General features: G+C 64.5%; 14 protein-coding genes and 1 pseudogene. 5 read left to right on the top strand and 10 right to left on the bottom strand.

The window, feature by feature from the left end; translation table 11 throughout:
• Positions 1 to 521: 521 nt before the first annotated feature.
• The 7 genes and pseudogenes from ACLQI9_RS10785 to ACLQI9_RS10755 form a co-directional block, all read right to left on the bottom strand.
• A pseudogene (locus ACLQI9_RS10785) lies at positions 522 to 659 on the bottom strand (DUF3854 domain-containing protein); the annotation flags it as partial.
• A 438-nt stretch (positions 660 to 1,097) separates the two neighbouring features.
• Positions 1,098 to 1,307, bottom strand: coding sequence for a helix-turn-helix transcriptional regulator (locus tag ACLQI9_RS10780; RefSeq protein WP_442377840.1), 210 nt, complete (start codon positions 1,305 to 1,307; stop codon positions 1,098 to 1,100).
• Between the two features lie 158 nt (positions 1,308 to 1,465).
• Complete coding sequence (locus tag ACLQI9_RS10775; protein ID WP_442377842.1) at positions 1,466 to 1,792, bottom strand: hypothetical protein; 327 nt, start codon at positions 1,790 to 1,792, stop codon at positions 1,466 to 1,468.
• A complete protein-coding gene (locus ACLQI9_RS10770; RefSeq protein ID WP_442377844.1) occupies positions 1,789 to 2,925 on the bottom strand; it encodes a tyrosine-type recombinase/integrase in 1,137 nt (378 codons plus the stop codon). Before ACLQI9_RS10770 ends, ACLQI9_RS10775 begins: the two co-directional genes overlap by 4 nt.
• 313 nt (positions 2,926 to 3,238) lie before the next feature.
• Positions 3,239 to 3,817 carry a DUF732 domain-containing protein gene (locus ACLQI9_RS10765; RefSeq protein ID WP_442377846.1) on the bottom strand — a complete coding sequence of 193 codons (579 nt, stop codon included), beginning with the start codon at positions 3,815 to 3,817 and terminating at the stop codon, positions 3,239 to 3,241.
• Between the two features lie 141 nt (positions 3,818 to 3,958).
• Positions 3,959 to 4,084, bottom strand: a complete 126-nt coding sequence (locus tag ACLQI9_RS10760) for a hypothetical protein (RefSeq protein WP_442377848.1) — start codon at positions 4,082 to 4,084, stop codon at positions 3,959 to 3,961.
• Between the two features lie 293 nt (positions 4,085 to 4,377).
• Positions 4,378 to 4,770 carry a DUF732 domain-containing protein gene (locus ACLQI9_RS10755; protein ID WP_442377850.1) on the bottom strand — a complete coding sequence of 131 codons (393 nt, stop codon included), beginning with the start codon at positions 4,768 to 4,770 and terminating at the stop codon, positions 4,378 to 4,380.
• A 189-nt stretch (positions 4,771 to 4,959) separates the two neighbouring features.
• On the opposite strand from ACLQI9_RS10755, the gene mtnA reads away from it, so the two are divergent.
• The 4 genes from mtnA to ACLQI9_RS10735 all read left to right on the top strand — a co-directional run bounded on the left by mtnA (position 4,960) and on the right by ACLQI9_RS10735 (position 9,365).
• A complete protein-coding gene (mtnA, locus tag ACLQI9_RS10750; RefSeq protein WP_442377852.1) occupies positions 4,960 to 6,504 on the top strand; it encodes an S-methyl-5-thioribose-1-phosphate isomerase in 1,545 nt (514 codons plus the stop codon).
• Positions 6,505 to 6,536: 32 nt separating this feature from the next.
• Complete coding sequence (locus ACLQI9_RS10745) at positions 6,537 to 7,115, top strand: 1,2-dihydroxy-3-keto-5-methylthiopentene dioxygenase (RefSeq protein WP_442377853.1); 579 nt, start codon at positions 6,537 to 6,539, stop codon at positions 7,113 to 7,115.
• Positions 7,112 to 7,834 carry an acireductone synthase gene (mtnC, locus tag ACLQI9_RS10740; protein WP_442377855.1) on the top strand — a complete coding sequence of 241 codons (723 nt, stop codon included), beginning with the start codon at positions 7,112 to 7,114 and terminating at the stop codon, positions 7,832 to 7,834. The genes ACLQI9_RS10745 and mtnC overlap by 4 nt, the downstream gene beginning before the upstream one ends.
• A gap of 157 nt (positions 7,835 to 7,991) precedes the next feature.
• Positions 7,992 to 9,365, top strand: coding sequence for an MBL fold metallo-hydrolase (locus tag ACLQI9_RS10735; RefSeq protein WP_442391666.1), 1,374 nt, complete (start codon positions 7,992 to 7,994; stop codon positions 9,363 to 9,365).
• Between the two features lie 7 nt (positions 9,366 to 9,372).
• Here the strand turns inward: ACLQI9_RS10735 and cysE are convergent, their stop codons facing one another.
• From cysE to ACLQI9_RS10720, 3 genes are read right to left on the bottom strand one after another with little or no spacing between them, the layout of a single operon-like run.
• Positions 9,373 to 10,053, bottom strand: a complete 681-nt coding sequence (gene cysE, locus ACLQI9_RS10730) for a serine O-acetyltransferase (RefSeq protein ID WP_442377858.1) — start codon at positions 10,051 to 10,053, stop codon at positions 9,373 to 9,375.
• A 3-nt stretch (positions 10,054 to 10,056) separates the two neighbouring features.
• A complete protein-coding gene (gene cysK / locus ACLQI9_RS10725; RefSeq protein WP_442377861.1) occupies positions 10,057 to 10,989 on the bottom strand; it encodes a cysteine synthase A in 933 nt (310 codons plus the stop codon).
• On the bottom strand, positions 10,976 to 12,238 hold the full coding sequence (locus ACLQI9_RS10720) for a TQXA domain-containing protein (RefSeq protein WP_442391665.1): 1,263 nt from the start codon (positions 12,236 to 12,238) through the stop codon (positions 10,976 to 10,978). The genes cysK and ACLQI9_RS10720 overlap by 14 nt, the downstream gene beginning before the upstream one ends.
• A 372-nt stretch (positions 12,239 to 12,610) precedes the next feature.
• Between ACLQI9_RS10720 and ACLQI9_RS10715 the strand changes: the two genes are divergently transcribed.
• Positions 12,611 to 13,470, top strand: an 860-nt coding sequence (locus ACLQI9_RS10715) for a family 2A encapsulin nanocompartment shell protein (protein ID WP_442391664.1), incomplete at its 3' end; no start/stop codon positions are given.

Genomic DNA, 13,470 nt, shown 5'->3' with positions numbered 1-13,470 from the left:
GGTTGGGGTCGTCTGCGGCGGGGCGCGGCGTTGCCAGGTGCGGCGTCTGCACCGTGCCCGGTGCCGGACGGATCTGGCCGCTTCGCCGGTACGACACAACGGTTTGTCCAGCCAGGATTGGTGAGCCGCTCGCGTGGTTCGTCCGTGGGCCAGATCATCACATCACCACCTACCTGGCCTATCTGCGTCCCAGTGTCGAAGCCTGCGACCGGAAAGACACGAGTAGCCCACTACTCGTGTCTTTGGTCGGCGTTACGCGATCGAAACCGGGTTCCATGCCGGGCGGTAAGTGCTGAACGGGTCCGGCCGCACCGACCACGGCTGATCGGGTGCCGGGGTCGGTGTGTGGTCGTAGTCCCAGGCCCCGTGCGGTGATGAAGCGCGCGTCGCGCAGCACGGTGCGCACCAGCTCGTAGGTCAATACTTCCGGCGCGTGGGGTCCCATCGCGATCGGCGCCTGCTGGCACGCGCCGTCCGTTGACCGCGATGTCATTCCAGTCGCCGACGGCGGTCTTGCCGCCCATGTCGTTGGTTCCCCGCCAGTTCCAGACGCCCATCAGCGCGACGATGCACAGCTGGTACTGCGCGCCGCAGTCGGCCTTCTTGCTGCCCTCGGTGACCCAGAGCGGCACGCAGGGGTCGTCGAGCAGGTCTCCCATACCGGGCGGTATGTCCAGCCCGTTGCGCTGCTCCCACGGCGTCTCATACTTGATGGGTTTGTCGTCGCGCAGCCGGGGGTCGTCGGGCCGGTACTGGTATCCCCAGGTGGACCCGTCGCGCCGCAACAGCGGGATCAGCAGGCCGGGAACGCGACCGCGGGCGGCCTTGACGATGCCTATCGCTGCGAGACGCCGGGAGTCGACGATGGTTTCGTATCCGCGGGCCACCGCGTGTTCGGGTGGGATGCCCGACGCTGCAAGCATTTTGGCGTGGTTCTCGTTCAGTGGACTGCCATCGGGGCCACGGTAGGCGGTGCAGTCCCCGTGATCGGTGTAGTCCTGCGCGGTATCATGGAAGCCGAGGTTGATGCCCTCATAAGTGCTATTGGAGCTGCCCTCGGTTGCCTGGCCGAGGGCTTCTTCGTGTGCGGGCATCTGTCATTGCCCCCAGCACTTAGCGGTTGGCATCCGCTTGAAGAGCGACTCGACTTCGTCGAGATCAACACGTATGACGCGGGGACCAAAGCGATAGCCGGTGATCGATCCATCGGCGATCCGTCGCCGGATGGTCTTGGTCGACACGCTGGCGAGTTGTGCAGCGCGATCAATTGAACTGAAACGGCGTGGGGGCTCGGCAGCTTTTGCCATTGTTCCTCCGATGAGCATCCCAAGGACACCCACCGGAGAGAGCGGGCAAAAATCCGGCTGTACAAGGCCATCGGCCTGCTGACGCCGGTCCAGCGGTCCACTAGTGAACCTGACTTGACTTTACCAGCCGAGGCGGGACGGTGCTGGACTCGTCGACATCAGAACGGCAACAGCGAAATGTCTAACTCGGAGGTTCCAGCTTCCTGGAGTCGACGGATGGTCGCCATGAGCTTCTGGTGCATGACGCGGGTGTTGCGGCCACACCCGGCGCAGTAGAACTCGTCGTAATCCGAAGCCCCAAAGGTCGATTCACGCCCGGCAGGACGGAAGGACGTGTATTCGGCCAGCGGCATCAGGTCGTCGGATTCTGGCCGCACCATCGCTCGGAGCAGAGGATATCGACGGTGCTGGCCCTTATCGGTGCACACGAAGCCGAACTCGCTGAAGGTGTGCCCGTGATCAGCGCACTGCGGTTCTTCTGTCACCGCGGCCCCTTCGCGAGCTCCGACAGCGCCTCGGCGATCTTGGCGTCGCGACCCGACACGATCTGCTGATAGGTCAACGACGCTTGCACAGTGGAGTGGCCCAGCCGGCCCATGGTCTCCACCAGGTTGCCGACGCGAGCCGTCTGGGTGCCGCAGAAGTGCCTTAAATCGTGGACGTGGACGCCTTCGCGGCCAACGCTTTTCAGCGCGGCATTGAAGTACTCACGGAATACTTTGTCGTTCAGGTGGCAGCCTCCGCGGGCCGGTGGGAACAACAGTGCCTCGGGATCGTCGGCGACATGGGTTTGCATGTGCTGCTTGACGTCTCCTCGGATATGCGGAGGCACCACGACAGCCCGACCTTTACCCGACTTCGGCGTGGCAATGTGGCAGCCGCCGACATGTGTCACGCCCCGGGCGACGGTGATGACCTGACAGGCCTTGTCGATGTCCTTGCGACGAAGCTCAAACATTTCTCCACGTCGGAGGCCGCACCAGGCGGCGATAAGAATGAACGCCCTGAAACGATCAGGCTTGATCGCATCGGCCAGTTTGGCGACTTCATCCACGTCGAGGATCACTGGTTCGTGTTTGCGCGCGGCCTTCATCGCCCGCTCGATCTGGCACGGATTCGCCGGGATCAACCCGTCAGTGACCGCGGTGGCCAGGATCGCGTGCAATAAGCCGTAGGCGTGTGCCCGCATCACCGGCTTGTCGGGGAGGGTGGCCGCATACCAGGCGCGCACGGCTTGAGGGGTCAAGTTCTTCACCGGGATCTTGGCCAGCGGTTTGATGTAGTCAGCCAACAGCGATTTGTAATGCGCCTTCGATTTGGGTTTCAAGGGTTCTCCACCGCGGGTGGTCCGCTGCGCGATCCACTCCGCCCCGTACTCGCCGAGACTGACCGCTTGGGCGTGGCGTTCGGCCTTCCGCAGCGCGGGAGGCGTCCAGGTGTCGAGTTCGATCAGGCGCCGTTCGTTGGACAGCCAGCCTTCGGCATCGATCTTGGTGCCGAAGGTATGGTCGGCCTTGTGGCGCACCGTGTCCGGTCCTATGTAGCTGGCCTGGAAACGCTTCGAGCTGGGGAGCTGGCGAATCTTGCCCCAGCCGCGTCGACCCTTCTTACCGGCCATCCCAGACGTACCTTTCGTGTGCCCCCTGTGTGCCTTATAGGCGTCTCAGCATGGCATCTTGTGTCCATTGCTGTCCAGAGGGAAAGGTACGTGTCGTAGCAGCTAAGGAGCATAATTTCGCTGGTATGCCCGTAGCGGAGAAGGTGGTAGACCGTCTAAGTCAAGTCCAGGCGGGGGAGCAAGAGTCCTGACCCGTGGAGACGGCAAATAGCCGTCCTGGCCGGTGCGGGATGGTGACCGGCGTGCCTTCCCCGGCATACCCCTGGGGGGTAGATCAACATTTGCCGTCAACCGCAGGCGAAGCCCAGCCGCGTCAACCTTTTGGGTTGAGCAGCATCGGCGGGATGCGCAGCGGCGGGGGCGCCCCAGCCTGGTACTGCGGGCAGTAGACGTCAATGGCGGCCATGGCGAACTCCCGAGACGTTTCGATATTCGCCTGGCTGGAATTAACCCAAGCCCCGGCTTGGATGTCCGCGACCACCTCGTTGAACGGCTCGCGGTGGCCGAGTTCCTGACAGACGTGGTGGCCGTCCCCGATCAGTGCGGCGGCGTCCGCTTCAGGGTTAACGCCGATTTGGTGCAGCGACGTAAGAAACTGCTGGTCAGGCGTGGGAGGCGGCGGCGGCTCGGTGCTCGGTGACGGTGGTTCGGCGGTGGCGGCAGGTATACCCCGCTCCCCGTACAGCGTCACCCCGAACCAAGCGACGGCACCGGCCGTCCCCAGCGCCAGGCCGATGGCAACAGACCACAGGAGGGCGCTGCGTGATCGGGATGGCCGGAAGGGCGCGACGTCGGGCGCGTCGTCCCCACGCGACCAAGCGCTGATGGCCTCGGTCTCCTCCGAGGGCGCTGCGGGTGCCGTCTTCTCGGGCGGGACGCCATCTACGTCCATGAACTGAGAGTCTAGTTCGATGAATGCTCGCCGTCATTCCCCGGGTCATCCGTCTTGACGGTTCTTCCGGTCCCCTGATGCAGTGTCCGGGTTCCGGCCGACAGTGACCGGCAGCCAGGCGGATTTTTGGCGGGTTCTAGGTCAGATGAGGATCATCGCGGCGGTCATGACCGCTCCACCGATGAGCCACAGCACAGCGGCATGCGCGCGGCTGGCAATGGGAGCCATCACGGCAATCCCAATAACCATGACTAGTAGCGCTAGCATCGTGTCCTCCAATTTCGCGGTACCTTCACCGCTCGCAACGCCCGGCCGTGGCGATTCAGTCTCACGGTGTGACCGGAAGCACAGCTCAGCCCTCTCGGCCCACCAGCGGCGAAGTGACGATGGTCCTGGCCGGTGGGCGGACGGTGACCGGGAGCCTTCTCCCCGAGCCAGGGTGGGGTGGCTCCAAAGCTGCTGTGGTGCAGATGGTTTAGGACGGTCGATCAGCTGATGCTGGGATCAGCCGCCGACGTCACAGGTTGGGGTTCGAGTCCAGGCGGGGGAGCAAGCGTCTCTCACTGGCCTAGTGGCCGGGGACCAAGACCGGGGATAAGCGGCTGGGTGGTGTGCACGCTCGACTTACTCAAGTAGTCCGGGCAGTAAGTGCTCGATGCAAGTGCTGCGAATCTCATGGCGCCGCCGTTGTTCAAACCGGGATTGCGCACGGACAGCTCATTGACGACGTCCATTTCCGATCGCCCCGAGATCATCATGTTGCAGGCCATTCTGCCGGCCGCGACGGCGTCCGGCCCGCTGCGATAGGTCATGCCCGCTTTGTTCAGCGAGTCCAGAAAGTTTGCATCGGCAACGGGATCGTCGGGGACGGGGCCGGGCGGAGGGTCGGCCAGCGCCGGCACGGCGAAACCGACGACGGCGGCGACGGTGGCAAGCATCAGAGGCACTCGCATCGGACCATCATCGTCCACATCGGCGCGATTGTCCTGTCGACGATTCGTCCGCTTCATCGGGTATCGAGTCTGGTCGAGTCAAACCCTGGTCACCGGGCCCGGGCCGCGTTTTGATAGTGGGTTGTGACATCGGTTGGGTCGCGATCTGAGCATCCTGCAGAAAGCTCGATAACCTAGGCTGATGGCGCGTTGTTAGCCATCGACCAGCGCGCGCTGCCGCAGGAGTTGCGGCGGCTGCGGATCACGACCGTCGACGAGCTCATTGACGCGATTAAGACCCTAGCCATTCGGGGTGCGCCCGCGCTCGGGGTAGCCGGCGCTTTCGGTGTGGCGCTGGCTGCGTTCGCGCACGCCGGCGATGCCGAGAAGGTGACGTTAGAGGCGGCGTGGATCGCGTCGGCCCGGCCCACCGGGGTGAATCTCGGATGGGGCGTGCAGCGGGCACTGGCCAAGGTGCCCGAGGGCCCGGAGGCGGTGCTCGCCGAGGCCCAGCAGATGTTGGCCGAGGATGCTCATGCCAACCGGCTTTGCGCCACCCATGCCGCGGATCTGGTGCTGCGGCTATGTCCCGATCGGCCGCTGCGCATTCTCACCCACTGCAACACCGGGCGGCTGGCCACCACGGCATTCGGTACCGCACTCGGCGCGCTGCGGGTCTTGCACGCCCGCGGCAAGGTCGCCGACGTGCTGGTCGACGAGACGCGGCCCTTGCTGCAAGGGGCCCGGCTGACCGCATGGGAGCTGGCCGAGGCAGGTATCCCGCATCGGCTGACGATCGACTCCGCCGCGGCCTGGGCGATGGCCTCCGGGCAGGTCGACTGCGTCATCGTGGGCGCAGACCGCGTCACCGCCGACGGCTCGGTCGCCAACAAGATCGGTACCTACGCCCTGGCGCTGGCCGCGCATAGGCACGGCATCCCGTTCATCGTCGTCGCCCCCGAGTCGACTCGCGACCTCGCTACGGCGACCGGAGATGAGATCGTCGTGGAAGAGCGGGCGGCAGTCGAGATCACTCATGTCGGCGGTGTCGCCACCGCCCCCGACCGCACCGCTGTCTTCAACCCTGCCTTCGACGTCACCCCGCCGGAACTCATCACCGCAGTCATCACCGAGAACGGCGCGGTCGGAAGGACTGCCAACACGAATACCCTTGTGGAGCAACAGATTGCCAATATCGCCCGCAGTTTGTATGCGCGAGGCTGGATGCCGGGCACCGCTGGCAACATTTCGGTACGCACCGAGGGAGACGCGGTGATCACCGGTAGCGGGCTGTCCAAGGGCGAGCTCGCTGCAGGTGACACGGTGAGGGTTACCGTTGCTGACTCCCAGCTGGTGTCGGGCACCCGCCGCCCATCGGCGGAGACCGCCATCCATACCGCTATCTACCGAGCCACGAACGCCGGAGCCGTGGTCCACGTACATTCACCGCACGCGACCGCTCAGTCCGTCGGCGCGTCGCGGGCGCTTCGGTTCAGTGGCTACGAGCTGATCAAAGGGCTGGGCGCAGCACAAACAATCGACATCCCGGTTCTTGTTAATCACTCCGACGTCTCGCGCATCGGCGCTGACATCGAGCAATACCTGGCTGAGCACCCCGATGCCCCACCGGTATTGTTCATCGCCGGCCACGGGATTACGGCCTGGGGCGCCGACCTCGCCCAGGCCCGTGACCGCGCGGAGTGCCTGGAGGCGATGTGCGAGTTGGCGACGCTGACCGGCCGCCGCGAGATCTGACGACGCCATCGTCATAGCCGGGAGGAACCGAAATGACACTGCTGCAGGTGATGGCCGAAACCGATGCGACCGAGGTGCGGCTGCGCACCGACAATGCGGCCGTGATCGGCGCTGAACTCGCCAACCGGGACATCGATTTCGACCGTTGGCCGATCGAGCCCGGTCTCGATACACGCAGGCCGCCCCCCCCCCAGATCCTGGCCGAATACGCTGACCGCGTCGACGCACTCAATGGCGATGGCCGCTACAAGTACGTCGACGTCGCCGCGATGCAGCCCGACGACCACGACCCCGGCTGGCGTGACAAGGCCAGCGCCGCTCGCTCGAAGTTTCTCGCAGAGCACCGCCACGCAGAGGATGAGGTGCGCTTCTTCGTCGCCGGCCGCGGTTGCTTCTATCTGCATCTGGAGCCGGAAGTGCTGGCCGTGGTGTGCGAAGCCGGCGACCTACTGTTGGTGCCGGCAGGTACCCGGCACTGGTTCGACATGGGCGCTCGCCCCGACTTCGTAGCGATCCGGTTCTTCCAAGAGGAGGATGGCTGGATCGGCGACTTCACTGGCGATGCCATCGGTGAACGCTTCCCGACGCTCGATCAGCTCGTGGCGGCGTGATCGCCGTGATCGTCATCGACATCGAGGGCACCACCAGCCCGACCAGTTCAGTGCGTGAAAAGCTTTATGGCTACACCCGGCAGCATCTTGGCCAGTGGCTGGCTGACAACGTTGGCGGTGCCGCGGATCCGTTGATTGCCGAAACACGGTTATTGGCAGAGCAACCCGACGCCAGCCCGGCTGAAGTGACGAAAATCCTCTGCGATTGGCTAAATTCCGACATCAAAGCCGGACCGCTGAAAACTGCACAAGGCCTGGTCTGTGCGGAAGGCTTCCGAAGCGGCGCTCTGCGCGGGGAATTCTTCGCCGACGTACCGGCGGCGCTATCTGCCTGGCACGATACCGGTATCGCGCTACACGTATTCTCATCCGGTTCGGTTCGCAATCAACAGGATTGGTTCGCGAAGGCTCGCGGCGGTGAGCTGGCGTCGTTGATCAGCGGCTGGTTCGATCTCAACACCGCCGGGGCCAAGGGCGAAAGATCGTCCTACGAAAAGATCGCCACGGCAATCGGACTGGCTCCCGATCGGATCCTCTTTCTGTCCGACCATCCCGACGAGCTCGACGCCGCTCTCGCCGCCGGTTGGTCGGTAGTCGGTGTCGACCGCCCCGGGGAGCCGAATTCCCCGTGCCCCCCGCATCGTTGGATCCACTCATTCGATGAACTCGATCCGCGAGAGGACCGACCCGCCGAAAGGCCAGCATCAGACTCACCGTGATTTCAAGTCGCTGATGGACGCTACCCCTCGCAAGACCGCCCCGTTCTGCGCAATCGAGGCGGTAACCGCCAATAAGACATCGCGGCCGACGCAGCGGGCCCTCCGAGGATGCGCGACAGTGTAATGAGAGGTTGTCTAAACGGTGGGGAGCGAAAAGATGATCTTCACGCAGCACTATCTGGACTGTTTGTCGCAAGGGTCTTATCTGATCGGGGATGAGACCACCGGCCGTGCGGTCGTGGTCGACCCTCGTCGCGACATCGATGACTACTTGAGCGAAGCGGCCGAACATGACTTGCGCATCGAAAGGGTCATCGAAACCCACATCCACGCCGACTTTTTGAGCGGTCACCTCGAGCTGGCCGCCGCCGCCGGGGCGCTGATCAGCTACGGCGAAGACGCCGAGGTCGAATTCCCGATCGAGCCGTTGCGGGACGGCCAGCGGATCTCGCTGGGCCAAGTCGCCTTGGAGATTCTCGCGACACCGGGGCACACTCCCGAGTCGATATGCATCGTGGTCTACGAGAATGCCGACGATGAGGTGCCCTACGGGGTGCTCACGGGCGACACCTTGTTCGTCGGCGACGTGGGGCGTCCGGATCTGCTGGCGGACAACGGCCTGTCGGCGGAGACGTTGGCCCGGACGCTGTACGGGTCGCTGCACGACAAACTTCTGAAGCTGCCCGATGCTACGCGGGTTTTTCCCGCGCACGGGGCCGGATCGGCGTGCGGCAAGCAGCTGTCGAGCGAAACCAGTTCAACAATCGGTGAGCAGCGCTGGACCAACTATGCGCTACAGGTGATCGACGCCGACCAGTTCGTCGCCGCGCTTACCGAGGACCAGCCCCCGCGACCGCGGTACTTCGAGTTCGACTCGCTCCGCAACCGTGAGCAACATCCGCTGCTGGACGGAAATGCATCGGCCCTGATGGACATCGACGATGTCTGCACACATGCCCGGGCAGGGGCCATTCTGCTGGATAGCCGGGAGCCGGCCGATTATGCGTCCGGTCACTTACGCGGTGCGGTCAATGTTGGCCTGCGCGGGCGCTTCGCCGAATCTGTCGGTATCGTCCTGGCGCCCGATCGGGACATCGTCCTGGTCGGCGATCCTGCGCTTGCGCAGGAATCCAAGACCCGTCTCGCCCGGGTGGGTTTCGACCGGGTCATTGGTCAATTACGCAATTTGCCAAGCGTTTTCACGCAGCTGCCAGATCTTATCCAGACCGCTACCCGTCTGACCGGCGGGCAGCTAGCCGAACTGCGTAGCCTGCAGCCCAGTTTGCAGCTCGTGGATGTGCGCAACCCTGGTGAGACGGTGGACGGTGTCATCCCCGGAGCACGGGAGATCCCGCTGCCGGCACTGACCGATTCGATCGCGAGCCTCGATCAGACGGCACCGGTGGTCGCTTACTGCGCTAGCGGTTACCGCTCGCTGGTGGCCGCGAGCGTACTTCGCGCTTCGGGCTTCGATGATGTATCGGACCTGGTGGGCGGCTACGGAGCCTGGCAGGCCGCCGGCGCCGCCTGACGGCGCATCAGATGGAGAAATCCTCGCCGTGCCAAACGCCCGCTTCAGGTGGCCGGATGACTCGGCCAGTCTGCGGGGTATTGGCCTGGGCCTCTAGCTTGGCCACCCTGGTCAGCAACGACTGCAGGCTGACGCCAACCAGGTCAGGCATCGAGTCGTCCCCGGTGCCCGGCCTGGCGCGGCTGATGATCTGCCCGGGAACCCCGACGACCACGCTGCTCGACGGGACTTCCTTGACCACCACGGCGTTCGCGCCGATCCGGCTGTCGTCGCCGATCTTGATCGGGCCGAGGATCTTGGCTCCGGCGCCGACGATCACGCGGTCACCGATAGTTGGGTGGCGTTTGCCGGTATCTGCGCCAGTGCCGCCGAGTGTGACGCCGTGGAAGATCGTGACGTCGTCGCCCACTTCGGCTGTTTCCCCGATCACCACGCCGGTCGCGTGGTCGATGAACAGGCCGCTACCCAGGACCGCGCCGGGATGGATCTCGACGCCGGTCAGGATGCGGGTGAGCTCCGCAAAAACCCGCGCGGCCACTCGCGCGCCGCGATTCCACAGCCAGTGGCTGATCCGGTGGCCCCAAATGGCATGCACGCCCGGGTAGGCGAAGATGACCTGCAGCGTGGTTGGGACGGCCGGATCCCGCTCCTTGGCGGCCCGGATGTCCTGGCGTATCGCCGTCAGCATGGGCTACTCGGTCGCGTCCGCGAACAGCGGCGTGCTCAGATACCGTTCGCCGAAGTCGGGAAGCACAACGACGATGAGCTTTCCGGCGTTTTCGGGACGCCGGGCCACCTGCAGCGCAGCCACCGCGGCCGCACCCGAGGAAATACCGGCTAGCAGTCCCTCTTCGCGAGCCAGCCGCCGAGCCAAGTTAATGGCGTCGTCATTGCCGACGGTGACGACCTCGTCGACCAGATCCAAGTCAAGAACCGGTGGGATGAATCCTGCGCCGATGCCCTGGATGGGGTGGGGTCCCTTCTGGCCGCCGGAGAGCACCGGCGACGCGGCCGGCTCGACGGCCACGAACTGTACCGAAGGCTTGCGTTCCTTGATGACCTGCGCGACACCGGTGATGGTCCCGCCGGTGCCGACTCCCGACACGAAGATGTCGATCTTGCCATCGGTGTCGCGCCACACCTCTTCGGCGGTGGTCTTGCGGTGAATCGCCGGGTTGGCCGGATTCTCGAACTGCTGTGGCACGAAATACCGTTGGTCGGTTTTGGCCAGTTCCTCGGCCTTTGCGATAGCGCCGGGCATGCCTTCGGCGCCCGGGGTCAGGATGAGTTCGGCGCCGTAGGCAAGCAGCAACTTCCGCCGTTCGACACTCATCGTCTCGGGCATGGTCAGCGTGAGTCGATATCCGCGCGCCGCGGCGACCATCGCCAGCGCGATGCCGGTGTTGCCGCTAGTCGGCTCGAGGATGATGGTGTCAGGCTTGAGCAGACCGGCTTCCTCGGCCGCGTCTATCAGCGCTACCCCAAGGCGGTCCTTCACGCTGGCCGCTGGGTTGAACGATTCCAACTTGGCGACAACATCCGCGTCTACGCCGTCGGTGACCCGGTTCAACCGGACCAGGGGCGTGCTTCCGATCAGTTGTGTGATGTTCTCAGCGATGCTCACAGTCGCCATCCCAGCGGATGTCGAAGTGGATTGCAACGTCAGCGGGTATCGCCAGGGCGACCGGTGTGAATCGCTGTGGCGCCCCCTCTAACGCCACTCCAGTCAGCACCCGCCCGGCGACGTTGTGCGCTGTCGTTGCGGTCAAGGTGGTCGCCGTAGTGCCCGGCGCCGGTCGGACGTAGAAGTCGCTACCCGGTTGAAGTGCCCCATCGATCGTTGCGCCGTCCGCATCGACCAACGCGTGACCATCGGTTACCTTGAGCGTCAGGGGAATTCGAACGTGGAATGGACCGACCAGGCCGGGTTCGGCAACTGCGTGAGTGGCGACGAGTCGTGGTTCGGCGGCTTCGCGCAGGACCGTGCTCGCCCCGGTGAGCAAGTAGTTGTAGAGGTGCACCACCCGGTCCGCGTTGCGGTAGTGCCGGGTGCCGGTGAGCCAGAAACCGACATGACCGATGCCGGGTGCGCCGTTCTGGGCCGCAGCGATAAGTCGGTAGAAGCGGAAGCCGCGCCCACGGCGGCCGTGGCGACTCGACGACAAGGTGCTGCCCACACCCAGCGCGCGTTGGTAGCGGCCCTTGGCTGGATCGGTGATCAGCTGTGAACCCGAAACGTCATACCAGTCAACGCCGTTGGCTGACTTTTGCAATCGCAGGCTGACAGGGTCATCCGACGTGGTCCAGACCGAATAGCCGCCTAGTTGGGGTTGGCCGTCGAATTCAAAGGTGATTACCGGCCCGGGACCCCTCTTCACCGCGACAGGAACGTTGAGTGGCTCGGTGTCCAGAGCCAGGCCGTTGGTGAAGTACCAGATCGCGGCCTGGGTCGCCGCGATGGCTTCGTGGTCGCTGATGTTGGCTGCTCCCAACGGATAGCCGGCGGCGCGTAATTGCCGACTCAATTCGGCGGCCGTAATGATCGGGAAGGAATGGCGCAGAATCCAGCCGATCTGGGCCTCGCGGCCGCGGCCGCGCAGGTGGGGCAGTGCCGACCAGGTCCCCAGCTGATAGCGCGACGGAAGGTGTGGCGCGATACCGGTGAAGTCCAGGGAGTAGGCGTCCAGGTTGGGGTTGAGCCTGATCAGGTCGGTGCGCGCGGTGGTGCCGTCAGTGAACACGATCCTGTCCACCGTGTGCGAATAGGTTCCGCCCCGGTAGCGGGTCATCCGGGGAAGTTCGTTCGCCGGCCGGACGAGGACGCGTCGGCGGGACGTCACCTGCGTCGGCGCGGGTAGGGATAACACAGTCATGGGTCTGGTTGATCTTCCTGGGAGAGTGCAATCGTGCGCGATTCGGTCTCGCCGCAAGGTCTGGCAGGGCCGCCCGCTTGCGGGATAAATGCGCGACGATTTGAACGTCAGATGGGCGTCAGGAAATCAACAACAACAACAACAGAGCACGATGAGGCAGCGCGACGGGACAAAGCGCAGCGGTGCAGGCTGTTGCATGCACTTCACTATAAGGCATGATTTTGAGCGGGCTTATTTTGGCCATATTCGCCCCCCCAACGCGTTGAAAAAATCTTGGTGAGTTTTACACTTGCCTAGGCTCGGCGCGGCGCTCTCAGTCGGCCGTCACTGGCCCGACACGCCTCATTTTTCGACCAAGACGGAAGGACCACGATGACCTCGGCCCAAAACGAGTCTCAGGCGCTTGGCGATCTCGGTGCGCGGCAGCTCGCGAACGCAACAAAGACTGTTCCGCAGCTCTCTACGATCACCCCGCGCTGGTTGCTCCATCTGCTCAGTTGGGTGCCGGTGGAAGCCGGTATCTACCGGGTCAACCGGGTGGTCAACCCGGAGCAGGTCGCGATCCACGCTGACGAGGGCGTCGGTACTGAGGAGCCGCTGCCCGAGACGTACGTCGACTACGAGACCAACCCTCGCGAGTACACGCTGCGGACGATCTCCACGCTGCTCGATATCCACACCCGGGTGTCCGACCTGTACTCCAGCCCGCACGACCAGGTGACGCAGCAGCTGCGGCTGACCATCGAGACGATCAAAGAGCGCCAAGAGTTCGAGCTGGTCAACAGCCCCGAGTACGGTCTGCTCGCGCAGGTGACGCCCGAGCAGACAATCAAAACGCTGGCCGCTGCTCCCACGCCCGATGACCTCGACGCGTTGATCACCAAGGTCTGGAAAACGCCCAGCTTCTTCCTGACGCACCCACTCGGCGTCGCCGCGTTCGGTCGCGAGGCCACCCGTCGCGGCGTCCCGCCGGTGGTGGTGAGCCTGTTCGGCGCGCAGTTCATCACTTGGCGCGGGATCCCGATCATCCCGTCGGACAAGGTGCCGGTCGAGAAGAGCAAGACGAAGTTCATCCTGGTGCGCATCGGTGAGGAGCGCCAGGGCGTCGTGGGGCTGTTCCAGCCCGGCCTGGTCGGCGAGCAGGCGCCGGGTTTGTCGGTGCGGTTCACCGGCATCAACGAATCGGCGATTGCCCGATACCTGGTCACGCTCTACACGTCGTTGGCTGTGCT

It is taken from the genome of Mycobacterium sp., from assembly GCF_052143115.1.
Classification (GTDB): Bacteria; Actinomycetota; Actinomycetes; order Mycobacteriales; family Mycobacteriaceae; genus Mycobacterium.
The sequence above is the reverse complement of the archived record's forward strand: the minus strand, read 5'-3'. Positions and strand labels throughout refer to the sequence as shown.

What these genes read in the sequence shown, in the direction of transcription:
- ACLQI9_RS10780 (WP_442377840.1), bottom strand. Translation starts at nt 1,307, where the DNA reads ATGGCAAAAGCTGCCGAGCCCCCACGCCGTTTCAGTTCAATTGATCGC.
- ACLQI9_RS10770 (WP_442377844.1), bottom strand. Translation starts at nt 2,925, where the DNA reads ATGGCCGGTAAGAAGGGTCGACGCGGCTGGGGCAAGATTCGCCAGCTC.
- ACLQI9_RS10765 (WP_442377846.1), bottom strand. Translation starts at nt 3,817, where the DNA reads ATGGACGTAGATGGCGTCCCGCCCGAGAAGACGGCACCCGCAGCGCCC.
- ACLQI9_RS10760 (WP_442377848.1), bottom strand. Translation starts at nt 4,084, where the DNA reads ATGCTAGCGCTACTAGTCATGGTTATTGGGATTGCCGTGATGGCTCCC.
- ACLQI9_RS10755 (WP_442377850.1), bottom strand. Translation starts at nt 4,770, where the DNA reads ATGCGAGTGCCTCTGATGCTTGCCACCGTCGCCGCCGTCGTCGGTTTC.
- ACLQI9_RS10745 (WP_442377853.1), top strand. Translation starts at nt 6,537, where the DNA reads ATGACACTGCTGCAGGTGATGGCCGAAACCGATGCGACCGAGGTGCGG.
- ACLQI9_RS10735 (WP_442391666.1), top strand. Translation starts at nt 7,992, where the DNA reads ATGATCTTCACGCAGCACTATCTGGACTGTTTGTCGCAAGGGTCTTAT.
- cysE (WP_442377858.1), bottom strand. Translation starts at nt 10,053, where the DNA reads ATGCTGACGGCGATACGCCAGGACATCCGGGCCGCCAAGGAGCGGGAT.
- ACLQI9_RS10720 (WP_442391665.1), bottom strand. Translation starts at nt 12,238, where the DNA reads ATGACTGTGTTATCCCTACCCGCGCCGACGCAGGTGACGTCCCGCCGA.